At 35.2% G+C, this 25,947-nt stretch carries 25 protein-coding genes; 8 read left to right on the top strand and 17 right to left on the bottom strand.

Features of this window, described 5'->3' with window-relative positions; all coding sequences use genetic code 11:
• The first annotated feature begins 23 nt into the window (after positions 1-23).
• Entirely contained in the window at positions 24-1,304 is a 1,281-nt protein-coding gene (locus QXK50_01525) for an SLC13 family permease (GenBank protein MEM2007845.1), read from the top strand.
• Positions 1,305-1,385: 81 nt separating this feature from the next.
• On the opposite strand, the gene QXK50_01520 is transcribed toward QXK50_01525, so the two are convergent.
• The 6 genes from QXK50_01520 to alaXM all read right to left on the bottom strand — a co-directional run bounded on the left by QXK50_01520 (position 1,386) and on the right by alaXM (position 6,322).
• Positions 1,386-1,793 (bottom strand): hypothetical protein, encoded by a 408-nt coding sequence (locus tag QXK50_01520; protein MEM2007844.1) that lies wholly within the window; start codon positions 1,791-1,793, stop codon positions 1,386-1,388.
• Complete coding sequence (locus QXK50_01515) at positions 1,793-2,155, bottom strand: hypothetical protein (GenBank protein MEM2007843.1); 363 nt, start codon at positions 2,153-2,155, stop codon at positions 1,793-1,795. Before QXK50_01515 ends, QXK50_01520 begins: the two co-directional genes overlap by 1 nt.
• A 16-nt stretch (positions 2,156-2,171) precedes the next feature.
• Positions 2,172-2,465, bottom strand: a complete 294-nt coding sequence (locus QXK50_01510; protein MEM2007842.1) for a hypothetical protein — start codon at positions 2,463-2,465, stop codon at positions 2,172-2,174.
• A gap of 302 nt (positions 2,466-2,767) precedes the next feature.
• Positions 2,768-3,793, bottom strand: coding sequence for a hypothetical protein (locus QXK50_01505; protein MEM2007841.1), 1,026 nt, complete (start codon positions 3,791-3,793; stop codon positions 2,768-2,770).
• A gap of 279 nt (positions 3,794-4,072) precedes the next feature.
• Positions 4,073-5,233 (bottom strand): M20 family metallo-hydrolase, encoded by a 1,161-nt coding sequence (locus QXK50_01500; GenBank protein ID MEM2007840.1) that lies wholly within the window; start codon positions 5,231-5,233, stop codon positions 4,073-4,075.
• A gap of 366 nt (positions 5,234-5,599) precedes the next feature.
• A complete protein-coding gene (alaXM, locus tag QXK50_01495) occupies positions 5,600-6,322 on the bottom strand; it encodes an alanyl-tRNA editing protein AlaXM (protein ID MEM2007839.1) in 723 nt (240 codons plus the stop codon).
• 716 nt (positions 6,323-7,038) lie between these two features.
• Here alaXM and QXK50_01490 point away from each other — a divergent pair.
• On the top strand, positions 7,039-8,220 hold the full coding sequence (locus QXK50_01490) for a hypothetical protein (protein ID MEM2007838.1): 1,182 nt from the start codon (positions 7,039-7,041) through the stop codon (positions 8,218-8,220).
• Positions 8,221-8,274: 54 nt separating this feature from the next.
• On the opposite strand, the gene QXK50_01485 is transcribed toward QXK50_01490, so the two are convergent.
• A complete protein-coding gene (locus tag QXK50_01485; protein ID MEM2007837.1) occupies positions 8,275-9,471 on the bottom strand; it encodes a radical SAM protein in 1,197 nt (398 codons plus the stop codon).
• A gap of 308 nt (positions 9,472-9,779) precedes the next feature.
• Here QXK50_01485 and QXK50_01480 point away from each other — a divergent pair, with 308 nt between their 5' ends.
• Both QXK50_01480 and QXK50_01475 read left to right on the top strand, forming a co-directional pair.
• Positions 9,780-11,708: a molybdopterin-dependent oxidoreductase gene (locus QXK50_01480; GenBank protein ID MEM2007836.1), complete on the top strand. Its 1,929-nt coding sequence runs from the start codon at positions 9,780-9,782 to the stop codon at positions 11,706-11,708.
• A 140-nt stretch (positions 11,709-11,848) separates the two neighbouring features.
• The gene (locus tag QXK50_01475; GenBank protein ID MEM2007835.1) at positions 11,849-11,998 is read left to right on the top strand and encodes a hypothetical protein; all 150 of its coding nucleotides are present in this window, start codon (positions 11,849-11,851) and stop codon (positions 11,996-11,998) included.
• 574 nt (positions 11,999-12,572) lie between these two features.
• Here QXK50_01475 and QXK50_01470 read toward each other — a convergent pair.
• Entirely contained in the window at positions 12,573-13,067 is a 495-nt protein-coding gene (locus tag QXK50_01470; GenBank protein ID MEM2007834.1) for a hypothetical protein, read from the bottom strand.
• A gap of 209 nt (positions 13,068-13,276) precedes the next feature.
• On the opposite strand from QXK50_01470, the gene QXK50_01465 reads away from it, so the two are divergent.
• A complete protein-coding gene (locus QXK50_01465) occupies positions 13,277-14,749 on the top strand; it encodes a hypothetical protein (protein ID MEM2007833.1) in 1,473 nt (490 codons plus the stop codon).
• Positions 14,750-14,813: 64 nt separating this feature from the next.
• Here QXK50_01465 and QXK50_01460 read toward each other — a convergent pair whose 3' ends face one another.
• Entirely contained in the window at positions 14,814-15,035 is a 222-nt protein-coding gene (locus QXK50_01460; protein MEM2007832.1) for a hypothetical protein, read from the bottom strand.
• Between the two features lie 26 nt (positions 15,036-15,061).
• On the bottom strand, positions 15,062-15,520 hold the full coding sequence (locus QXK50_01455; protein MEM2007831.1) for a hypothetical protein: 459 nt from the start codon (positions 15,518-15,520) through the stop codon (positions 15,062-15,064).
• A gap of 415 nt (positions 15,521-15,935) precedes the next feature.
• Between QXK50_01455 and QXK50_01450 the strand changes: the two genes are divergently transcribed.
• Entirely contained in the window at positions 15,936-16,172 is a 237-nt protein-coding gene (locus tag QXK50_01450) for a hypothetical protein (GenBank protein MEM2007830.1), read from the top strand.
• 393 nt (positions 16,173-16,565) lie between these two features.
• Here the strand turns inward: QXK50_01450 and QXK50_01445 are convergent, their stop codons facing one another.
• The 5 genes from QXK50_01445 to QXK50_01425 all read right to left on the bottom strand — a co-directional run bounded on the left by QXK50_01445 (position 16,566) and on the right by QXK50_01425 (position 21,724).
• A complete protein-coding gene (locus QXK50_01445; GenBank protein ID MEM2007829.1) occupies positions 16,566-17,342 on the bottom strand; it encodes an alpha/beta hydrolase in 777 nt (258 codons plus the stop codon).
• 437 nt (positions 17,343-17,779) lie between these two features.
• Entirely contained in the window at positions 17,780-17,914 is a 135-nt protein-coding gene (locus tag QXK50_01440) for a hypothetical protein (GenBank protein MEM2007828.1), read from the bottom strand.
• A 71-nt stretch (positions 17,915-17,985) separates the two neighbouring features.
• Positions 17,986-18,162, bottom strand: a complete 177-nt coding sequence (locus QXK50_01435) for a hypothetical protein (protein ID MEM2007827.1) — start codon at positions 18,160-18,162, stop codon at positions 17,986-17,988.
• A 562-nt stretch (positions 18,163-18,724) separates the two neighbouring features.
• Positions 18,725-20,863, bottom strand: a complete 2,139-nt coding sequence (gene feoB, locus QXK50_01430; GenBank protein MEM2007826.1) for a ferrous iron transport protein B — start codon at positions 20,861-20,863, stop codon at positions 18,725-18,727.
• A gap of 342 nt (positions 20,864-21,205) precedes the next feature.
• Complete coding sequence (locus tag QXK50_01425; protein ID MEM2007825.1) at positions 21,206-21,724, bottom strand: small multi-drug export protein; 519 nt, start codon at positions 21,722-21,724, stop codon at positions 21,206-21,208.
• A 518-nt stretch (positions 21,725-22,242) separates the two neighbouring features.
• On the opposite strand from QXK50_01425, the gene QXK50_01420 reads away from it, so the two are divergent.
• Both QXK50_01420 and QXK50_01415 read left to right on the top strand, forming a co-directional pair.
• Entirely contained in the window at positions 22,243-22,614 is a 372-nt protein-coding gene (locus QXK50_01420) for a hypothetical protein (protein ID MEM2007824.1), read from the top strand.
• A gap of 24 nt (positions 22,615-22,638) precedes the next feature.
• Positions 22,639-24,678: an NAD(P)/FAD-dependent oxidoreductase gene (locus tag QXK50_01415; GenBank protein MEM2007823.1), complete on the top strand. Its 2,040-nt coding sequence runs from the start codon at positions 22,639-22,641 to the stop codon at positions 24,676-24,678.
• Between the two features lie 310 nt (positions 24,679-24,988).
• Here QXK50_01415 and QXK50_01410 read toward each other — a convergent pair whose 3' ends face one another.
• Complete coding sequence (locus QXK50_01410) at positions 24,989-25,123, bottom strand: hypothetical protein (protein MEM2007822.1); 135 nt, start codon at positions 25,121-25,123, stop codon at positions 24,989-24,991.
• 277 nt (positions 25,124-25,400) lie between these two features.
• Entirely contained in the window at positions 25,401-25,751 is a 351-nt protein-coding gene (locus QXK50_01405) for a hypothetical protein (GenBank protein MEM2007821.1), read from the bottom strand.
• Positions 25,752-25,947: the final 196 nt, after the last annotated feature.

Raw genomic sequence — 25,947 nt, 5'->3', positions numbered from 1 at the left:
GATAAAGTACTGGGCATATCATTATGTTGGATTTCAAGAGTTTTGTAGGTTTATTAGTGATAGTATATCTAGTTGGTATGTTGGTAATTAGGAGTAGAAAGCCCAGATTACCTGTATGGAGCATAATGGCTTTTTCTATGTTTATGGTTCTGGCTACAGGTCTTGTTCCTGTTGATGATATGGGCTCTATGATTAGTATCGATGTTATTCTTTTCTTGATCGGTATGTTTAGTATTGTTGCTATTCTAGATTATTCTGGTGTTCTAGACTCTATTGCTGCATGGTTTATAGTGAGATTCGGAACTCGATACAGTATTCTTCTTGCTTTAAGCTTTATCTATGGAGTTCTTTCAGCATATACAGTTAACGATGCTCTAACTCTGATGGGTGTACCTATAGCTATATCTATTTCTAGAGCTATTGGCATAGATATAAAGATCATATTGCTACTTACAGCTTTCTCTATAACTATAGGCTCCGTTATGACGCCTGTAGGAAATCCCCAAAATATGTTGATATCCTCTTTATCAGGTATGCCTTCACCATTCATATGGTTTCTAAAAAAGCTTACAATACCAACGTTAATCAATCTTATCGTAACACCCATAGTCTTGATCAAAATCTATAAGATCAAGAACAAGAAAACAGGTTTAGGGTTTGTACCGGGAGAATTAATAAAAGATAAGAAGGAGGCTATCCTAGGTACAACATGTTTTGTAATGACTATAGCTCTCTTCATATTAAACGATGTTCTCGAGACATATGGATTTCCACATATATCGAGAAGAGGGTTTATACCATTCATAATCGCTAGTATAGCGTATATGTTTTCCAAACATCCTAGGAAAATACTTCAGAAAGTTAGTTGGGGTACTATAGTGTTCTTTATAGCTATGTTCATAACTATGGAAGGTATATGGAGAAGCGGAATACTGAATCCAGTTCTAGCATTTATCTTACCAACAAAAATAGAGGGACTTAGCGGAATACTCAGGATAACCATAGCCTCACTACTATTTAGTCAATTCTTAAGCAATGTACCATTCACAAAACTATTTATATCATACATGAAGAGTCTTGGATACACAGGTACAGATACAGATGTCTGGATAACGTTAGCTATGGCCACAACAATAGCGGGTAATCTAACAATACTTGGAGCAGCATCAAACATAATTATGTTAGAAGTTGTAGAAGAAAGGAAAGGAAAATCAATAACATTTACAGAGTTCATGAAGATAGGAACACTAATAACACTAATGAATACATGTATATATTTACCCTTCATATTCTTAATCAACTAATTGTAGAAGCATTCCCTAAATGTTGAAGTAAATATTTTAAACAATATTTCGATGTCTAGATTACGTAAATGATTTATACATCTAATCTTCATCTCTAGGTATCAAAACAATTGATATCAATACCAGACCTACAGTAATTGTGTATAGAAGTATACTGAAATCTATTTCTACGGTTATAGACATGCTATCCAATGGTATAGCTTGGACAACGTATCCAGAACCTAATATCGAGAATAGGATTGCTATACCCAGCATCATATTCAGGAATCTTATCGGTAGTTTAATTGGGTAAATAACATAACGTTCAGCTATCCCTATACCCATGAAGAGAGCCAGAAACACAGTATAAATTATTGGTGACGGTGTTTCTATAGGTAGACCTACTGCTACACTAATAATGTAGGGCACAATATAAACAAAGATTATAACCATTATAGCTCCTTTCACTACTCCTAAAGCAGTATCTTTCACAATCCTCTTTATACTCACTACCTAACCACCTGCTTCATTCTATATATTCCCGCTATCATGAACTCTATATCGCAACATCTAGATTTTTCAAGAATTGTTGTAGGTAGTATAACCTCTTTTCTATATTCTCCAGAAACAACTTCATCAATTTCAAGTTCTTCTCCAGCAATAGATATCCTAAAGTTTTTCAACATGATTTTTCCACTATACTGTATGACGATGGTAGCAGATGAATGAGTTGAATTGATCATAGAGACCTCCCTCAGACTTATCTTAAGCAATTCAAGATTACCTAAGGATTCTACGAAAAATATCACTAGAGGTTCTACTAGAGCTAGAATAAGCATCGTTATCGAAATACCTATAGCTAGCTTTATCACGAAAATAATTAGACACCTATTTCTCTTCTCCCTTCTTACCGTCTTCCTCTCTTCTTGCAAGCTGAATAAAGCTTTGCACACCATGTTTAAGAACTATACTACCTCCCCAGATACCTAAACCTAGAAAAGATAGCTTTATAACCAAATTGAGTAGCTCATAGACTGTATAAGTAATGGATTGCTCTAAGGTAGAGGCACGCGGCAAAATATTGCTATAGCTATTGTATGCTATAAATGCATATACAACACCAATCACAACAATAGTAACACCAACAGCTATAAGTACAAGAGGTACTATACGGGGATTCAAAATACCACCACCTTATCTATGTTTCCAGAAGTTTATATATCTACATCTCGTGCTATCAATATCCAATAAACAAACAATCACTATATGAACATCTAAGAGCATATTGTATACTAAATAGATGGCAAGTTCCATACTTTTATCGATACTTATAGAGAACAGTATAAAAACAAGATGTTATCAAGTATCTCTATCACGAATTAAAACATCTTAGCTCTATACTAAAAATGTTCATCAACAAGATATGTTTTGTATAGAGAGATTCATAACGTTTAAATAACATCTATATCGATCATAAACATATCTTAGGTTCTGTATCGAGTTATTATCAGAGTTGTATGCTTCTTGTCATCTATATCTATAAGATAGCTTGATATTCTTTTGATTGCTGCAACTGTTTGACTTTCTATACATAACGCCCATACAGCATTTATCATAGCGCTATGAGCTCCTAGAGATGCTGATAATATTCCTGCTATTGTTCCAGCATCTATAGCTTCTCGAAAAATACTTGCTACAGATAGATAAGCTATTAGAGATATTGAGAGAGGCTGCACTATTAATCCTAATCCCCAGAACAGTCTATCGTACCACATAACGCTTCCCATGGCTTTTCTCCAAGACGATAATATATTGGTTATTCTGTTTCCATTCTGAATCCCATAAACAGCATCTCTTATTGCTGTAATGCTCAAGCTATAGCTTCTTCTTTCTTCTAATCGAATGGGCTCGACTTTTCTGCTATAGTATTCTGCTAAAGCTATATACGGTAGAAGAGTGATTATAGCTACAATACCTATAGATTTATCGAAGTTGAGTACTGTAAATGCTGAAGAAATTCCTGTGAAAAGATTCGGTATAAATGTTGTTAATACTGCATTAACATTCCATACAACAAAATCTATATCACTACTAATCTTACCCACAAGATCCTCTGGATTATCTCCATATTTTCTATAGATTATACGCTCCAACACTATCTTCTTAAGCTCAACAATACCTTCAGCAAGCTTAAGAAAATACCTATACAACATAAACTCCGTAGCTATATAGAGAATACCTGCAATAACAAATATCTCTATACCTATCCAAAGCTTGCTCCACGCACTATAATCATTATTCTTTACAGCATTAACTATATTAGCTATAGCGTTAGGTATTAGATTTCCGCCAACAATAGCACGTATAGCAAAAACAAGCACCATTACCACTAATGCTAATTTAAACCCTTTAACAGTTGAAAAAAGACCGTTTTTCACGAAAGATAATAGTGTAGCTAGATCAGATACAAGCTTGCTTTTATTAAGTATATCCGTTTTAATCTCACCCAATTACTTCCTCTGAATACTATGGTAATCTATTGTTGTCTTTAATCATACCTTATAAGCATATTGCTTAACAACTGAAGCAACTGTTAGATAATACTGATTGTAAATAAAGTTGTATCAGCTCATATAATGAAGTCTAAGAAATAGATCTTCCTAAATGATTTAGATGTTATTGTGGTTTAGGAACCTATCTATAGGCTCATCATTAGGTATGCCATGATCTTTGCATCCTCAACTATATTGTGTATTCTGCTATACTCATTAGGCATATGCGCAGTATTGTCATGTGTTGCCCAAACAACAGCAGGTATGCCTAATCTCCTGAAGTATGCTGCAAGTGTTCCTCCACCTATACCACCTATAACAGGATATATTCCTTAGTCTCCTTAATGCGTGTATAAGTGTTGTTACTATAGGTGAGTCTCTAGGTGTTGGTGGAGGGGCATCTAATCTATTCACTACCTCTATTTCTATCTCTGGATAATGTTTACCCTCTATTTCCCTGTAGAATATCTTCTTCATGTATTCCGCAATCTCTATAAAGCTATTCAAAACCATATCAACGCTGTATTCAGGTAGAATTCTACAGTCTATCACAACTTCGTGTTCTCTGGGGACAATATTTGGTGAACCTGCTGTGTTTCTAACCATAGTTGGTTCACATGTTGTATGAGGAGGATCAAAGAGACTATCCATACTGCTGAACCTGGTGTTTACCATAATGTTCACCATATGTAGATACTCTATCGCAATTCTATGAGGATTAAAACCCTTGTTAGGGATACTAGCATGAACTTGAACACCTATAAACCTCACCTTAAGCCAGAGGATACTCTTTTCAGCAATCTCTATGAACCCCCCATCGCTTTTACCGAAATCTGGTACTAATGCAACATCTTTTCTACTGAAAAGCTCTGGATAATTATTCACAAGTAGCTCCATACCGTGTCTAGATCCAGCTTCTTCATCACTTACAAAAGCTAAAACAATTGTTCTTCTAGGTTTGATTCCACAATCTAGTAGCGATTTAGCGGCTATAAGTGAAGAAACTATTGCCTGTCCATTATCTTCAGCACCTCTCCCATACACCTTTCCCTCAACAACCCTAGGCTCAAAAGGCTTAGTTACAGTCCATGCAGAAACATCACCTGGGGGAACAACATCTAGGTGTGAAACAATCCAGAACTTTTCATCAGATTCACCTCTTATAAACACAAGTACGTTTGGTCTAACACCATTCTTGGCTCTAGGATCCTGAGAATAGATTATCTTCACATCATTAAGACCCCAGCTCCTTACTGTTTCAAGTATATACATCGCTTTATCATACTCACCTTCACCACCATATTCAGGATTCACACCTTGTCTCTCTATTACATCCATAAGCATCCTTACAGCATAATCTCTTAATTCCTCAATTCTATTGAAAATATGTTCGTACAATCCATCACCCACTAAACACCACAAGATCTCAACATTATATAGGCTTTCTTAGTTTAAATCCTATGTCTAGAGATCTTGATAAATATATCACTCATTTATATTCATCTTATTACCCCTACCCACAACTATAATCCTTTATATCTATAAGTAAAAGCCTTAACATCATCAACACTTCAATTAGATTTTGTAACAAACAAAGTATCAAAATAACCTTAACTAAGTGAACAACAAGCTACCACACTTATTTCTTCAAGCTATAGATCTCATACAAAATATTCATTCGTTATGGATGTATAGATTCTCTATTCATGAGAAATTAAAAGTCATTGTAACTTCATGTAGTTTAGCTCAATAATCTTGTACTATCTATGGCTTTACTGTATAGTATAATCTCTTCTTGTTTCTACCCTTATTTTCAGCCCTTAGGAATATTATCTCTCCTATCTCGTTTGTGTTCCTTACATGAGGTCCTCCATCTGCTTGTATATCTACACCAGGTATCTCAACTATTCTCAGTATCTCTACATCTGGAGGCATTCTTGAGGCAAGTTTAACTATACCAGGTATTTTTAGAGCTTCTTCTCTCTTCAGCCAGTAGATCTTAACCTCAAGTCCATTCCTAGCTATCTGATTAGCTTTATCTATGGCTTCACGGAATATCTCTGGTTTGAATTCTTCAAGACTATAGTCATCGTATGCTTTTTCAGGATCTATATTTCCTCCAGTTATTAATGCACCATAGTCTCTATACATTATTGCAGAGAGGATATGTGCAGCTGTATGCATCCTCATTATCTTATATCTTCTCTCCCAATCTATTACACCTGTAACTCTATCTCCCACCTCTATGCCGTGGCTTGGAGTCTCTAGATAGTGAAGAACATCTCCACTCTCTTTATCTATCAACACCTTAACTACTCTATATGTAGTACCATTCTTAATCAGAATCCCTGTATCATGTTCAAGACCACCACTACGAGGATTAAATGCAGTTCTATCAAGAACTAAAGCATTATCTACAACTTTCTGCACTATTGCTGTAAATTCTTTTATGTAGCTATCTTTTTGGTAAAGTAGTTCGGTAACCATAACATCACCTAAGGTATCTCGATGCCTCAGAGCTATGTAATGCATAGCTACAATATAAACTGTAGAATAAATATATCTCTGTAATCATGTTCTCTATCTATTCTGTAGATTAATTCATCTATAGATACTAATCAGCTATCTCAGATTTGTATACACACTCTAGAGATGTTCAAGAATATATGTTGCTTAGGTATCGATCTACGGAATCTATGTGATGATAGCTATTGACGATATATAGTTATCCAGAAATGTTCTTGCATTACACCAGAAGGTGGGATAAAATGCTATAATAGCTTATATAGGGAGCTAGAGTTGCTAAAGATTGTCTAAACACTATGTATCTTGAAGTCTCATCATAATCGATATCATGTCCATAATCTTTATTGATAGTTTCATCACCTTAGATTATGAAGATATATTTTTGACTACAATATAAAATGGTAAACTCTTTTAATTAACAAAATTCAAAAGCTTTGCTCTGGAATCTCTAGTTGTGTGGTTCAATTCAATAGATTGATGAAATAACCTATGTAGCAATACTAATGAGTAGAGATCTTATCTTCCTTCATCAAGTAAATGATTAAGGCTATCGACATATGATTAACATATGTAATCTGGTTCATGCTAGATTTTAACCTCAGGTGTTACTAATTCTATAGCTATTGTTAATGAACCTAGAAGAATTATAAATACATATAATTGATTGGATGATGTGTATGGAGATTACACAACCATTTGTTATAGCCATTCTGCTGACAGATGCCATTCTGTGGGGTATATGGTTTGGTGGTTTATGGAGCTATAGATCAGCTTTTGCTTCTAGATTAACAGAGAGTTATATCCATGTATCTATATCTTTTGCTATGCCTTTAGCATTATCATCGATTACCTATGTAATTGCCATAGCGAGGCAAGATTTTATTAGAAGATGTAGAGTTAAGTTCTTCAAAATATCTATTCTCTTGTCTCGAGTACTCTACGTACTATCCTCTCTAATAATATATGTAAATATTTTTAGTGGTTTAGAGCTTCTATACCTGTTCTCTATACTATTATCAATAGGTTACGCAATTAGTTGTTTAGCAGGTATCGCGTGGACTGATTACGTAGCTGATAATATTCATGATAGTTGGAAGCCCAGGTATATAGCTCTAGACACTTCATTAAGTACTGTAGGTTCCTTGATAGGTACGTTAATTGCTGGAATGCTATTTCTAGAGAATGTAGATGTTTTAATGTATGGGAAACTATTTCTCATAATATCTATGTTATTTTTAGCCGATATTCCATTGATACTAATGTTAAAAGAACTTACCATACACAATCAAATAAGGTTGCAAAGAAGATTTTTTGAGAGGAAATCTCCACTTATCCTCTATATAGCTATAGTTATACTCTATATATCGATAAACTTCTCTACATCACTAGTAGCACCATATATTATCTACAAACTCAATGGAGATGAGATGTGGATAACTATAATTAATGGAACAGGATTTATAGCGAGTCTTGTTATGCCTATTGTGTGGAGCGAGACGCTAAAGAAAATACCCTCACTCACATTAGCTAGAATAAGTATAGCGATTTCAGCTATATCAAATATAGTTTTTCCATATCTAAAAACTCTAGAACTTCAGATCATAAGAACATTTATTGCAAGTGCAGGAGGCATAGGTATATGGATGTCTCTATTCAGTCACATAATACGCGATGTTGATGCAAGTCAAAGGATTCAACATAGTTCAACCATATTCTTAATTCAAAGTATTGCACCAGCTATAGCTGTAAATATCGGTGGAGTTATTGCGGATACTCTTGATGCACCTGAACTAGTCTTTAAGTTATCTGTTCTAGCTTTCTTAACACTACCGCTTATAAAATCATATGAAGAGAAATAACAATATCTGTTATTCTTATAGCAAAACACACTACATAGAATACATGTAATGTGGTTAGAGCTCTATTCTCCTATGGTCTTTAGGTCCTATATGACCTACATTAGTTTGTACAATAACTGTTTCAAGTGCTTGTTCCTCTAGAATCTTTTTAACATTCAGCATTTCGGTAACACTTGGTCTCCTTATATCTCTTCTTCTAAATGTCGGAAAATAATCTAGTACCGTAACCTGTATCTTCTTATCTATAGAAGCTATCTTTCTTCCAGCTTCAGCAACTTCATCTAGAGACACCAGATCCTTGTTATACACCAATCCTACACCAAGATATACCTTATCGCTATATCTCTCATAGATATATTCGATAGCTCTCCATACTGTCTCGAAATACTTTTTAGCTAAATCTCTATCATCAAGTCCGGTTATCTTCATATAGGTTTCAACTCTTGCACACTTCGGCTCAATACCTATGTTATTGCATCCAGCTTCAACAAGTTCATCTATGTAGTCTGGAACAAGTACAGTTCCATTGCTATCGAGATGTCTTCTAACCTTTGGATCAACTCTTCTGCTAACCTCTCTGAAGAACTCTACAAGCCATCTCCTATTTATAATCGGTTCACCACCACTTATAGCAATACCTTTAGTGTTGTAGATCTTGTGACAATAAATAACAGCTACAGCAGCTTCTTTTGGTGTCATAGGTTGAGAAACATTATCGTATGTTGTAGAGTAGTTCTGACACTGAGGACATCTAAGGTTACATCCAGCAACCCATATAGCAGCTTCAACATAGTTAACGTAATCTACTTCCCACCAAGGTGTAGCTTTGCCTCCAACAGTATGTGGAGAAGGTCCATGAACTATTCTGAGAGGTTCTAGACCATCTATAGAGGTTTCAATGTTCATACCATTTCTAACAGGAGTTATACATGTTCTCTCGAGATTTCCATCAATAACTAGAGCACAACTCCAACATCCACCAGTTCTACAACTTATTGAAGGTTTCCTAGAGCCAGCATTTTCAAACCTAAATCCACAGTAGCTCTCTAGAGCTTCAGCTACAGTAATACTCCTTGGAACCTTGTACTCAACACCATCCACATATATCTTAACAAAATCTGTATCAGTATGTTTGTAGAAGATTCTTCTAGCTTGATATGGACATGAATAGAGACACGAGAGACATCCAATACAATTATCAGGAGAATAACAGACATTAATAACAGACATTAACTGTAGTACAGAAACCACATCTTTTACATCTACTGTGGTCTATAATGATGTTCTTGCACAACATATATACCAAAGATAGTTAGAGAGATGAAGACTATATATGGCTTTCCTAATGTAATTCAGTTTCATACATATCTATCGATAAAGTATTAACTTCTTACTGTAGCTACATTCTGTCTCTTGGTTTTTCATACAGTAGTTTCTGTAATGTAGCGATACATCAGTTGTGAACTATTGATATAGCCATTCTGTGTATTATGAGATAAAGCTTGTGGAAAGGATAAATAGTTTAACCATGGATATCTTCAACTTATGGTGAAAAAGATATGGTTGTTAATGTAGCATGCCCTAGGGATTGCTATGATACATGTAGGCTTAAGGTATATGTCGAGAATGGTAGAATCACTAAGATTGCTGCTGATGACGATAGATATACACAGGGGATTCTATGCCCTAGAGCAGCAAAAGATGTTGAGAGAGTTTATTCATCATTAAGAGTTCTCTATCCCTCTGTTTCTATAGATGGAGGGGTTTTCAAGAGAATTGATTGGGATGACGCTATAGATGTTCTAGTATCTAGATTGATGGATGTGTTAGAAATGTATGGTCCTAAACATGTTCTTTTTCTAGAGTATGCTGGTAATAGAGGTATTCTAACTAGATATGCAAGTAGAAGACTATGGAATTACCTAGGCGTTACACAAACCGATCGCAGTATATGTAACTACAGCGGCTCTAAAGCTCTCAAATTAGTATATGGTTCAACATATGGATTGTTTCCTGATGAGATAGATAGACTAAATATGGCTATTGTTTGGGGTTTTAATCCAGCTATAAGCGCTATTCATCTATGGAGAAAAATCCTCAAGATTATGGAGAGAAGCGGGTACGTGGTAACACTAGATGTGAGATCTACAGAAACAGCTAGACAGAGTAATTATTTTGTGAAGGTAAAACCGGGAAGCGATGGTTATCTGGCTCTTGGATTAGCTAAATATCTTATTGATCAAGGGTATGTAGATAAAGAATTCATCGATAGTTACACATATGGATACCAAGAATTTGTGATGCATTTAGAGAAATATAGTCTAGATGTTGTAGAAAGTGTTACTGGTGTATCGAAGCAAAAGATAATTGAAATTGCTGAGATCATGGTTAACAATAAACCTTTTGGTATATTTATTGGATACGGTATTCAGAGGAGATATGGGGGTGGAGAAATAGTTCGAGCCATATCTATTCTACCAGCTTTACTAGGTATACATAGAGGATTCTACTACAGTAATACTGAAGGAATGTCTATTAATATTGATGCTGTTGAAGGGATCAGACATAGGTTTGTAGATACCGTGAGTATGGAGAAGATAGGTGAAGAACTTGCTAGAGGGGTATACAAGTTCGTGTATATACATCTACACAATCCAGTAGCTACACTACCCAATGCATCCAAGGTTGTTGAGGGACTTTCTAGAGATGATGTTTTTGTTGTTGTTCACGAGACCCATTGGAGTGATACAGCAAAAATAGCTGATCTAGTTCTTCCAGCACCAACATTCTATGAGAAACTTGATCTAGTATTCAGCTATCTACATAATAATGTCTATATCAATCAGCCTGCAATAGAGCCTCTAGGAGAATCTATAGCTGAATACCAGCTTATGTGTGAAATAGCGAAACATGTTGTACCTGATAAGTATCAAGAAGTATGTCTAGATCCATACAGAGTATTCGAGATAGCTATAGGGAGAAAGAACCTAGAGAAGCTACTAGCTAAAGGCTATATAGAACTAGAGATCAAACCTAGAGAAGAGTATCAGACACCGACAAAAAGGATAGAGCTGTATAGCACAGTAGCTGAAAAACTAGGGTTACCACCTCTACCAACACCACCAGAAGGAGATAAATGTGGTGAAGAAGAATTTGTGCTAATAACTTCTGCACATCCACTCTATATACATACACAATTTGAGGAAGTTTATGGTGTCAACCAGAATCCTCTATACATCAGTCGAGAAGATGCAGAAAAACTAGGGTTATCAGAAGGAGATCTAGTTGAAATCTATAATGATAGAGGATCTGCAGTAGTTAGGATACATATAGATATGGGAATAAGTAGAGGAATTGTATGGACTTCTAGACAGATATACACAATAGATGGTAAGAGGATAAACGTTGTCCTCGACGATGGTGTAGATAGATATGGTGGAGCTACTCTTAATTCAACATGTATTAAAATAAGGAAGCTAGCTGTATGAGCTACATAGTGTTCATTATAGTTAACATAATATCGAAATTTAGTAGCTGTATACATTAGCCATTGAGTGTTATAGCTGAAGACATCGATACTACGTTGATTAGTATTGACTAGGGCTAAAGGTTATAGAGATGTATGTAATTGTTTAGACCCTACTTTAGTTTCTTGGCTATTTCTTCACCATATTCAGCTGCTTTCTGCATATCTTTTCTGCTTGGAGACTCTATACACCAAACACCATCACCGATAAAGGTAATTCCATGCTCTTCTATAGCATCTCTTAAAGCTTGAACACACTTTACAGCACCTATCTCTGAACCTGCTGTACAAAGAGCTCCACCAATCTTTCCTCCAAGTTTTCCATAGACATCTATAGATTCATCTATATACTTCTTGATAGGCCATGCAGGAAGCCTAAAGTATGAAGGACTGGCAAAAACTATGGCATCAGCACTCAGTAAATCACTTGTTTTCGCTTCATCAACATTCTTTACTATAACGTCTACACCATGAACTTTTCTAACACCTTCAACAAAACTTTCAACAAGTTTCTTTGTGTTACCTGTTCTCGAATAGTAGATAACAAGTACTGTTGGTATTGTAGATCACCATACAGTATTTCATAGAACCTCATATAAATATCTGTATCCCAATCAATGATTGATAGTTTGATAAAGATCTTGATCATAGTTCATTGAAATACCTCTTCTCTATCGATAGGCATAGAACAAGGATATGATACATGTTTGGATCTAGTGTTCAGTTAGTTTCATAGACTCTTTCTCGAGGTTCACTCACTATAAAGACTAGATGATGATATGTATAGAGTTCGATGTGCATTGATTTCAGCTACAATTATATGACTTTATATTCTTTCTCTCTTCAGCTGATTCACTAAACCTATTATACCGATGACAATTGCTAAAACTATTGCCGGTATTTGGCTTAGACCCAATGCTATCAAGCTCTTGTATATGATTATAGAACCTGTTGAAGAGATTATTAGCGAGAGTAGGTATCTACTCAATATATATACTATAGCTGTGAGAATAATCGTTAAAGCCATAACCAGGTAAACATTACTTGTAACTATTGATGCTATTGTGTAGCTAAACATCAATGATATAGCGAATCTGAACATTATGAAACCTAACCCAAAACCAATTAGTACAGCAGATACCGTTAATACGGAAGAGAGTACAGGATTATGTAGAACGCTATGTGCATAGATATACGCTATATAGCCTAAAAACACTGCAAAAGCTATAGATGAAACTATTCTAGTGAGTTGAAGTCCCCAGAAACATAAGGTAATCCCCATAGCTATTGCAAGTATGTTTATAACCGGAGTATACATCATTATTCCTACCTACTCTGATCTAAGGAACGTAGCAGTATAAATACCTAGCACCAAATAACCTATACCTCTTCATCGAGATGTCTCATAGACCTCATCTACATAAACTAAATAAATCTAGAGAATTACTCAATAGCGACCAATGTAGCGAATAGAGTTTTTAGCTTTGTGAAGCTTGTGGTACGTAAATCTCTAGATCTGGTAGATATGTTATGTCTAGATTATATATAGTGGTATTGTTCTTGATACTGATTCTCATATTTAACGTAGCTTTATATCGCGTTAGTGTAGCTGATTCTAGTTATGTGGGTACTAGATGGGTTGTAGAGAGTGATCCTAGTTCAGGTAACGATGCTTCGTTTGCTGTTTGTATAAGTGGTGATTATATATATGTTGTTGGTTACGATTCTGTAGAGGGGGATTCTAGGTTTAGGATTGAAAAAAGGTTTAGAGTCAATGGCTCTTTAGTAGATGTATGGAGCTTCAATCCCTCTACTGGAGATGACTGGCTTATGGATTGTATAGTTGTTGACAGATACTTGTATGCTGTTGGATTCGATAGAGCTCTTGAAGGATATAGCTATAGATGGGTTCTAGTGGTTCTTGATACAAATCTATCTCTGATTCACTATATAGCTCAAAACATTACTGGACATAATGATTGGGCTATATCGATAGATTCTGATGGAGCTTATCTCTACATAGCTGGGTTCATAGATGGTGGCTATAGATGGTATGTAGAGAAAAGAGATATAGAGAATCTAGAGGTTGTAACCACGTATGTATCACAATCTCTAGAGGGTATGGCCACACCTTTCGCAATTACCGTAGACCCAAACACAAGTTATGTATGGGTTGGTGGTTTTGTTCAACGCTACTATATGATGTGGTGGAGAGTAGAGATCTTAGATAGAGACCTCAATATTGTAAGAGTTGTAGATCTTCCTATAGCTGGTAGTGTTTTTAGTATAGCTTTTGATGATACTGGTTATATCTATGTCATTGGAGATTATGGTGTAGTAAAACTCGATAGATATGGCTACAGAGTTAAGGAAGCATACTACGGTATATGTAGAAAAGCTCTATTTGATAATGGGTATCTATATATTGTTTGTAACGAATATGCGTATGGATTCACTAGACATGTACTGTATGTACTAGATGAAGAGCTAGAGACTGTGAACAAGATTATTTTAAGTGGAGAAATACATGTAGAAGCTAGGTTCCCTATAGGTAGAATGTCTACAGACGGTAAACACATATATGTAGCTGGCTACTGTGGTCCTCATGATAACGAGAGATGGATTATATACTCTATAGATATTGAGAAAGTTGTTAAACCAAGGATAACCATCTATACATATACCGTTAAAGAGATAGAAAGAGAAACAATAACAAAGACTACCACAGTAACAATCGAATCTACATCAACAACAACTGTTACCAAAACCTTGGAACAGATACATACACAAACAATTGAGAAAATATTCACAACAGTTTCAATACATATACAAAAAGTTACAGAAACCATAGCAGAGACAAAGATCCACACATATGTAGAATCTATAACAAGAACAGAAATAGTTACAGAAATCCCGAAAGAAACTATCCTTCTATATACAGCTATACTGATATTCGTAGCTTCGATATCTATACTACTTCTAGTTCGCTATAGAAAAAAGTAAAAATGATTAACGTAGTATAGCTTGATCCATACAAAATATATTGATTACGATATGATTATCTAGTTCAAGGCTTCCGTGATTTATGTTCTTGACAACTAGAGGGACATAAGTATCTAAAGTAGCAGTATTTACACTCCCAATCATATTGTGCATAACATTTTGTGTTTGGATCTATCTCACCTTTAGCTACATCTAGAAGCTTCTTGAGTTCAGCCACTATCTCGTCATCAGTAAAACGTTGGTCTATGTGTACTGAGTCAAATTGCATTCCTATCTTTTCCTTCATATACATAAACTATTTCTCTACTAACATTATCTTAACCAGATATGCTTAAGTACATTCAACTGATCTTCATGATGTTTATGTGAAGAAGTAGACTCTTTTCTATAGTCTTTATACCTTACAATAGCATTAGCTCTCCCTTCAACTATAAACACTATAAACACAGTTCGGTTCACTAAGTAAGGTTTCATCAACTTCTTCTCTATATCTATTCTCTCTATAGACTTGCTTTCATCTGAATCTGTACATCTGTTCATCTCATTCAATATTCTGGCTATATCTCTATGCATAGTTTTGCCACGTATAATTGATAGCTTAACCTTGTCAGCTAACGGTATATAGTTGCTGTACCAGTACTTCAGGGAACGATATATAAGGTCTATTACATGAACTCCAATTATTTGTGTAGGTCTTTGCTCTAACACTCTTTCACTTATTTCTATATCTCTTTCAATAAGTTTTCTGAACAGAATCATCAAGCTCTTCATGGTTACATCTCTGTAGCGTCTACATTCATTCTCTTCTTGACGTACGAGTGATTCGGTGCCATTCTTAATTAGAGCTACTTGCTCTACGTGATGAATCTCAAATCTTGATTTTTTCTCTATCTTCGATATGCTTGAGGTGTCCTACTATAACAGATTCTTTATATCGAGGAAGGTAGACATCACATACAGCTTCTATGGTTACTTGTCAAGAACTGATGAAGTAAATCGCTACGGTTTCGAAACATTACCGACTCGAAGAAATAAACATTCAATCCGTAACACCATGTTCAGTAGATGAATACGCAATACCCATAGCCTGGGTTCCATAAATATTATGCGGTAATCAAGACAAGAAACAGTACTTAAATAATAATACTGTTTAAATAATTCTCCAAGAACTTTTAAGGCGATATGAATGAGTCTAGATAAGGAGACATATTCAGAAAATAATGCTTCAACTAGAAAGTATACACCTAATCTTGATGTCCAGACACAGAGATCCAGAGAGAGTAGAGTTTCTTATAACCATTCGTTGTGGAGATTAGTTCTAGGTATAGCATTACTTACTATAGCAATAGCGATAGCGCCGTTAATACCCTATATAGCCTCCTTAAAAAAATCTAGAATAAGGCCCTACCATTCATGGCAATAGATATAAAGTTTGGTGTATGTTTTGAATAATTACTGTATCATTTCCTCTATTCTCGTTAAGTTAGGTATTTCTCTACCTACTATTCTTACTATTCAGTAGAATTGCTTCATCAATTCTTCACATGTTTTATGTAATACTTTTCTTAGCTATAGATCTGTGGTCTTCATAACCATGATTATATAGATAGGTCTATAGCATAATAGGTAATTATTTTGAAATAGTGATCATGTTAATGAGACATTGTTCGCTATAGAGGTACTTAACGTAAATGAAGATACATTAGGAGAGACGTAATATGTTTAACGATGCTTAGATCTATTGAGTTAATTAGGTCGAACATATTGATTAAACAACATAGATACATCTACAGATAATCAATGTGCTACACATTGGCTACTGAGAGAGCATTTCTTTTAGATATGCTGCAACTATTATGTTCACAAATTTTCCATATCTTTCATCAAGCATATGCCCAATGCCGTTGAGCCTTATCGATATTACTGGTACCTTGAAGTCTCTTAATCGTTTTGCATACATCTCTCCTTGATCTCGTAAAGCATCTTTTTCAGCTGTTATTACTAGCGCTGGTGGTAGATTGCTTAAATTCGATAGTATTGGTGTGAAGAGGGGATTGAAGGCTTCTTTTAGATCTCCTAGATATTTTGTTGTAAAGTCTATTATAGAGTCCATATCTAGTGGATTCCCCTTCTCTCCATAGATTCTAGCTGATTCTGAATAGATGTCGAAGCCTATAACCGGTAGTACTAGAGCTTGACACTTCAGCTTTATACCGCTATCTCTAGCCAGTATACTTACGATAGCAGCTAGATTGCCCCCAGCACTAACACCCATGACACATATAGAGTCTCTATCTCCACCAAGTTCTTCAGCATGTTCATAAACCCATTTAAGTGCATCAAAACAATCTACAACAGCTGCTGGAAATCTATATCTTGGTGCAAGTCTGTAACCAACAGAAACAACAGTACATTCACAGAGACTACTGATAAACCTGCATTCAGCATCTGATTCCCCAATTCCTCCAGAAACAAAACCTCCCCAGTGATAGTATACAACAATACCTTTGGTTTTTCTCTCAATAGGTATATATATTCTGAGAGGAATCTTAGACTCTCTACCATCAATAACAACATCCTCTACCCTAATCAAATATATCACCTAAATAGTTCAAAAGCTACTGCAAGCACTTGAAAATAAAAGCTTTCATAAAACTCAATTCAAACTAAATAAATACTGAGAAAGACAGATAGTAAATAACAATCGATATGTAGACTCTCTGGAATAGATCAAACAGTATCTGATAATGTTCTAGACCTTTTCATCTTCTTAAGGGATACATGTAGAGAGACCATGTATAAATTCTACATATATCTAGAGTATGTGTATAGCTTGGTCTGCAACCAGCTAATGGGCTGACTAAGTAGATTGGAGCTTCCTGGGCAACATCTTTTGAATATGAATCTGTTTTGATGATCGTAGTCGGATTACTCATCTATTGGGGTGAGTATAATGGATGTAGTGGATTGGTGATGATGTCTCTCGAATTATCTAGCTCATCAATTTGATTAGCAGATATTATGGCTATACTATCTGGTAAATATTTTTGTTATAGCAAAGTCATGGGTTATGTATATTGTGACAATACTTGCTACAACATATCCATCCTTTTTGTAGATTACGAATAGTGTTAGAATCTCTATCCTAATCAAAACACCAGGCATTGATGCATGTCCATCGGCAACTATAAGCTTTAGATTAGATGTAGATCAAGATCTCTAGCAATTGTCATTCTTTATAGCTGACCATAACTCAACATATGTGGATATTTGTTAAGAAAATCTTCTGGAGGTGTTAATCCTACCTCTCTCGCTACCTCTATTATTCTCCTTCTATCATCTGATGCAACTTTATGTATCTTCATAGGTTCTTCAAGAATTGATCTAATAATCGTGAAGCAGTATTGCTCCATAGAGATGAACAACCCCTACATACCTTAGATACAGTATCATTAATTGCTTCTCTCTTCAGCTTAGATATATCAACACCTTCGAAAATCATTTTACCATCAGTTATCAGTACGAGCTTTATTATAGTTCTAGCTAATTTTGTTTTACCGTAACCACTCTTCTTTGGGTAGTGCTATCGATTTACTCTCGCCTAGATTAACGCTAGTTTCTTCTAATGCTCTTACAACACTATTAACTGATCTATAGTAGAGTTTCAGATTATTTATCTCAAGTACTATCTATATAAAATCATGCTCTACAACTGTCTATGTCTCAAGTTGAACACTCTATCTAGAGTAAGTTCTTTTAATGCAAAGCTATTGGCAAAAATCAATGCTACTGCTGGAGCAAGTATATCCTTATCTTCAACATAACTGTTTAATCTCTATTAATAACTGAGGTATTTCAAGATACCTTGGTCTTGGAAACGCTTCATAATTGTATAGTGTAGTTGTATACACGTTCTCCATAACAGTTCCTCCAATGATTTCTCTAAAGCGATATAATGTATATGATATAATAGAGCTAATGTAATATGATGTTGGCAATCATGTATACTATTAGGGATAACATTAGTGCTGTGATGACGATATATGTTGTGACAAGTACAGTGAATTTTAGACTCTTACTTTCGCTATATATCGCACTAACTGTTGCTACACATGGTATATAGTACATGAATAAAACGAGTAATGCTATACCTTGTGGAATCGATAGATTGAGTGATTGAAGAGCTATATAATGTTCTTCAGCTTCTGTTAAAACAACTAGTGTTGCTAGTAGGTTTTCTTTAGCTATAAAACCTGTCAATATGGTGAATCCTATCTTCCAACTCGCATCTTCGTTTAAATTGTAGAGAGGTGCTATAGCGTTCCCTATGTACCTACCTATATGGAATGCATAACTATGTATTGGATCTTCTACATATCCTCTAGGACCGTAATTTATTGAGAACCATACAATTGTGATGACCAGTATAAGAACTGTTCCAGCTCTAACGATAAAGTGTTTTGTTAGTACCCAACTATTCCACCAAACAACTTTAGCATTCGGTTTACGTATTATTCTAGGTATCTCTAGAACTAGTTCTGGAGGTGTTGATGACTTAAATAATCCTCTTCTAAACACTTTTGCTGTGAATAGATATAGAAAGATTCCACCGAGATATATACCGATAACTGTTAGTGATTGAAGAACTGGGTTTCCTGGAAAGAGATAACCAACTATAGCTATCATAACCACTAATCTTGCTTGACATGGTATAAAAGATGATGATGCAATGATCTCTAGTCTTTCAATGTTATCTAGTGCTGCTCTAGACGATATAACGCCGGGTACATTGCATCCAAGTGAAATGAATAGAGGATATATAGCTCTACCACTTAAACCGAATCTAGCGAAGAAACTATGTATAGATAGCGCCATTAGTGGCCCTAGCCCAGAATCCTCTATAATAGACAGAATCACTAATGTTATCAATATCAATGGTATAAACGATACTACAACACCAACACCTTCGATAACACCATAAGCAAGCAGATTAGCTATAGCTGGATTAAATGGAGATATATTCACATATACTGTGTTCTTTAGATACTCAAAAATCTGTGCTATTATTCCAGAGATAGTGTATGTCTCTAATATTTCAGCTATATTCTCCATACCTATTGACTCGAAAACCAGTGTTATAGGGAAGCCTGTGTTTATAGAAAAGGCTAGAAGTATTGCTGAAAAGAGTATCATGAATGTTGATACAAAACCTAGGAAAGGATTCTGAAAGACTCTATAGATAGCTCTGTAGATAGTACCTTCTTCAAGAGATCTAATGCTCGTGATGTTAATAGTGTCTGAGAAATTCTCTCTGATATACTCATAGATTCTATTAGCAAAATATTCTACAGCACTTAAGCTAATAGATCTCTCTACATCTGTTAGAGTAGAACATAAAGAGCTTAAGCCAAGCTTATCACAAATATCTGTATTACCCATAGCTATCAATATAGCTAAACCTCTAGAATTGATCCTAGCATCCTTAAGAACAGATGCAATGCTTACAGTTATACTATTTAGGTATTGTTCAAACAAACCATAATCTATACGCAATCCCTGCAACATCTCTTTTCCATGCTCTACAACATTCACTATACTGTCAAGAAGTTCCTTAATACCTATCTTCTTTAATGCTGATATAGGTACTACAGGCACTTGAAGAAGTCTACCTATCTTCTCTATATCGATAGACATATGTTTTTCAACTATATCCCATTTAGTTAAAGCAATAACAGCTCTATTAGTTAACTGGAGAATTTGTATAGCTAGATACAGCCCCTCTACACCACTCGTCAAATCAACTAGAACTAGAACCACATCCCAATAACCAAAGACTATAAAGTCTCTAGCAATCTTCTCATCAATAGACACAGCTTTCAAACTGTATATCCCTGGCAAATCAACAAAACATATAGATTTACCTCTATACCTCTTTCTACCTACATTCATCTCAACAGTTGTACCAGGAAAATTCCCAACTCTCTCCATACCTCCTGTCAAAACATTAAATAACGTAGATTTTCCCACATTAGGTTGACCAACAACTGCCACAACTATATCGCATTCACTATCAAACATCTCTCTTCCACAACATTTTCCACAATGCTTTAACACTCAATATCACCAAATCCTGTAGCGTCACTGTTAACCCAAATCAACACTAGTTAATAAATTTAGATGCATCTAAACCTAAGATATAGAGAAGAATACTGTAATCAGTCTAGACTCAAAACCTTAAATACTACTACCACCCTGAATACTCATCACCATATGTAGCTTTTCTATCTATAACCATATTTAAACAATCTCTACACCTTCAGTATGAACTATAGTACATGTGTTATTCCGTTGAATAGAGATTCAAAAGTTCCTACAAAGTCTAAGATATACTTGTCTTAGATTATAGGTATCTAGCTTTCTACAACTCAATAGAGAAGTATTTTTATGCCATAGTCTCTATGATATAAAGAATATTCTTTTCAGTACCTCTAGACCTAGCAGACATATCGATAACACTATTAACGATGCTATTAATACTCCTACCTCTATAGCTATTAATGCACGTTTTCTATCCATACCTATGAGGAAAGCTATCAATGAGCCAGTCCAAGCACCTGTAACTGGAAAAGGTATAGCAACAAAAGTTGCAAGTGCAGGTATATCATATCTCTTAATCTTTCTACCTCTATTCTCAGAATGCTTGAGTATCCATAGATAGATCTTTCTAACTGTTTCTGGAACAATACGTGAATGTCTAATGAATGAATCTATGTATCTGAGTATATAGAGAACGAAGGGCGCTATAAGAAGATTAGCTACAATAGCTACAGCTATACCCCCTACTAATCTAGAGGAATCGTTATAAAAGTAATATAATGCTAACGGAATACCTCCTCTAACTTCAGCTATAGGTAAAAATGATGTTATAAATACCAAGCTGTAGTGAATTAATGTAGATGAATCTATAGACACCATAAGCTTCGCCAATCCTAACAAATGTAGCACATTCATCTAGAGCCCTATGTTAAGCACACACTTATAAACCTATTGAATCGACATAAACTAATCCTAACTAGCTGGAGATAATTAGAGCTAGATCATCTCCACACGAACAAGCTACACAGTACCACAAATAACTGAACATCATATATAAATAAGTCATCTCTACACAATTAGAGCTACATCATTCTCTGGTTTTAACATTAGCATAGCCTCGATTTAATTCTCTAGAAATTAATTAACCAATACAATGTAGAAGAACCTTCACGACAATACTCTCTAATCTTGATTAATGTTCAAAGAATTCATCATAACGTGTTTTGATCATGGCTCACTAATTAGTGTTCTCTAGCTACTCTCCATGGATACTGAATTATGGCAAAGACCTATACAAAAAAAGTCTTACATAAAGTGTGTAGCTCATAATGAGGACATGCACATGATGAACAAATAATAATTGTGTTAAGTAAGTATAGTGTATGAGGTAGATATCATTGGATATAACTGCTATTTTGGATTCAGAAAAAGGAGTAGAAAAGATTATGGGCGACATTCTCAGGGTACTCTATCTCTATAGACGTCTATGGTTGATAGAGATATGTATGGAGATAGAGGGTATGAATACTACGTTAAAGAATGAGGTACCTAGTTATGATGACGTAGTTAATGCTGCTAAAGAGTTAGAGAAGACTGGATTGATCAAGTTAGAGAAGAGGTTAAGAAGCTCGCTATCTCATGCTAGTGGTGTAGAAGATTATCTTGTATCGTTAAATGAAGATCCTGAACTACTTAGAGCTCTATCCATTGACGATAAGCTTATTGAGTACATGAGGATTAGAGATAAGTTACTAAAGTTCAAAAACTAGATTCAGACAATAAGGTGTAGGATCTTGGGTTATTCAGGTTATCTCGATATAATGGTGTTCTTCATACCATGGATAATCTACTGGAGTTTAAGTGGATTAGGGTACAGCTACAGTATTGCCGTCTCTTTCATTATCTCTATCGTCTGTGCCTTGATTCAGAGAAGAACTATCCATTTCTCGGATGTATTCACAGTAATGTATTTTGGTGCAGCTTCTATAGCTACATATGCACTTGGTATGGATCTCTTTATTAGCTATAGTGGTTTTATAGGATATCTAGCTCTAGCTGTAATGACTATAGTCTCTATAGCTATAGGCTCTCCCTATACGTTCAAGGTATCTAAAGTAGATTGGCCAGAGAGTTACTGGAAAGAAAAAGTTTTTGTATATGTTAATAATGTATTGACGTTTATATGGACATTAATTTTTGCGCGTAGTTCAGCTCTATACCTCGTGTTTAAGCATCCTTACAACACTATTTCATCAAACATATTGATTAGTTTAGGGATAGCAGTATCTATTGTTCTCCCAATCAAACTACCTGAACATATTGTTAGGAAGAGATATGTTGATCCATATAAATCATTTGAATGGAGGGTTGAGCCCAATAGGAAAGATGAGTATGATGTTATAGTTGTTGGTGCTGGTGTTGGTGGACTAGCATGTGGAGCTCTACTAGCTAGAAAAGGCTATAGAGTTCTTGTATTGGAACAACATCACCAGATTGGTGGCTACTGCTCCTCTTTTAAGAGAAGAGAATTTGTGTTCAATACAGGTGTTGCTGATATTAGTGGGCTTTGGAATAGAGGTCCAACCAAAATTCTTCTCGATAGACTTGGTTTAGATAAAGATGAACTGTTTGTAAAGAACAGTGTGAGATACATCTACAAAAGTATGTCGATAGATGTTGAAGCTCTAGATCAATTCCCTAGAAAACTTGTAGAGATTTTTCCAGAAGAGAAGAAAAATATAGAGAGATTTTTTGAAGATGCTGAGAAAGCCTATATGGAGTGCTACAGCGATACACATATCTATGGAGCACCACTACCACCACAACTTATAGCGAGAGTGTTCGGTGTTAAGAAGCTTGTAGATTATCCTAAAGATCATCCACATTTCTATGACTGGATGAATAAGACATTTAAAGAGATACTTGACGAGTATTTCAGAGATGAGGATCTGAAGACATTGATAAACTCGTTAGTATCTTACCTTGGTGTAGATCCCCATAACGTTTCTGCAGCAAGTGCTTTAACTGCATGTATATCCTATTATCTCTACGGAGGCTATTTCCCTAGGAAAGGTGCACAGAATTTTGTAGAGAATTTGAGTAAAGTTATCGAGAGATACGGTGGTAGAGTTTTAACAAACCATAGAGTAGACAAAATAGTGATTGAGAATAGAGAAGCGAGGGGTGTTGTAGCTAGAGGTAGGATCTATAGAAGCTCTATAGTTGTGTCAAATGTTAATGCTAAAACAACGTTTCTAGAACTCGTGGGTAGAGAGAATCTGGATAAAGATTTCATAGACTATGTAGAGAACCTAAAGATGTTTCCATCATGTTTCATGCTTTTTATAGGTGTAGACCTAGATCTATCAGGCTACCCCATACTCATAAAGAATCTAGATGAAGGATACGAAGTAGTGATAAACTCGAATGCCGATTCACTTCTCGCACCAAGAGGTATGAACAGTATAACTGTAATGACATCGGCTAGCTATACAGATTTTCCAGATAGAGAAACAAAAGAATACAGAGAGAAAAAGATAGAAAAAACCAGAGAAATTCTACAGAAGATCGAGAAAATTATTCCAGGAATATCCAACCACATAGTTGTTATAGATGCTGCTACACCTAAAACATTCGAAAGATACACATCAATGCCCGAAGGAGCTATATATGCATTCGATCAATCCATACATACACATAGACCATACTTCAAAACACCAATAAGAGGACTATACCTAGTAGGTGCATCAACATTCCCCGGCGGAGGAATAGAAGCAGCAATAATATCTGGCACCATATGCGCTAACGATATATCAGGATGGCGATTAAAATAGTTCAAAAACTTTAATCACCAAACAATGTTCATCAAGACCACCTCCAACTGTATCCCGAAATCTTCAGTAATCCCTATGATCAACACGAAAATACCACTCTAGTCATCAAGATCAAAGGATTTACAAACTCTATCATAATACTAAATTCAGTTAAATCTACACTATACAACAGAATAAGTTAAACACTAGACTCTATCTCTATTACATACATATCTATATCCTCATAATCAAATAAATTAGATATTAATATTGTAGAGAATTTCGTGAAGACATATACAGAAGCAGGCTGCAGATGATTCTATAATTCACATCAAGCAACCATACTCCTGATTTTGTTTATAATTTCTAGATCTTCATCATCTATCGATACCCCTGGATCTAAAGCGTATATCTTGTCGATCCATTCGCTACCCATTTCGTATGGTATAGACCTAACGACAATCATAATCACGTCGTATCTATGTAGAAATATGACTGTATACTTTCTTCATGTAGGTGTTAACTACATTATATTCCGCGATAGTTCCTATTGTCGATAGTAGTTCAACTAAATTAGATGATATTGTATGTTTTCTCCATAAGAGTTGAACTACTATTGACAATATGCGGCTTCATTATGTTGCTCAATCTCTATTTAGATTCATAGAATGATGGCAACTGTAGTAAACAGATTGCTGACGTATTGAATAACTTGCTTAAGGTATAGCTAGCATAAACAGAGTCTATAACCTCATGCAGCGAAATAACGCATTCATATTTATCCCACACAAAAATTTTGATTTAGCGATAAAGGTATACATCTGTTCAATCAATACTTTAGAGACTCTTCCACTAAGAACCCTATCTATATGGCTAACTATCTTAGGCAATCTAGATAAACCAGCAATAGATATACCAGATCTTACTAAGTTACCGAGAAATCTACCGATATTTTGATATCTTCCAGAACCATATGGTAGATATAGATGTACATTGAAATATCTCGAATATTCATTTACAGATCTTAATGCACGTAAGCCGCCACCAGCTATAGGAAATGGTGATGCAACTACAAGTAGCTTCTCTTCTCTCATAGTGTTACCACAATAGTTTATGGTTATCGATGAAGAATAATAAGCTTCTATGTACATAGTCTACATAGATGTATTACTAGAGATTAACTGTACCTTTTATCGTGTTAGATTCGCTGGATTCTCTAGCCGTGTTGTTGATGAAGTATATTTGTAGTGTGTTTTACTGTTACTTATGTTCAAATCAATTCAATAGCTT

This window comes from Ignisphaera sp. (genome assembly GCA_038831005.1).
In the GTDB taxonomy this organism is placed as follows: Archaea; Thermoproteota; Thermoprotei_A; order Sulfolobales; family Ignisphaeraceae; genus Ignisphaera.
Note: the sequence above shows the minus strand (reverse complement) of the source record. Positions and strands in the feature narration are given on the sequence as shown.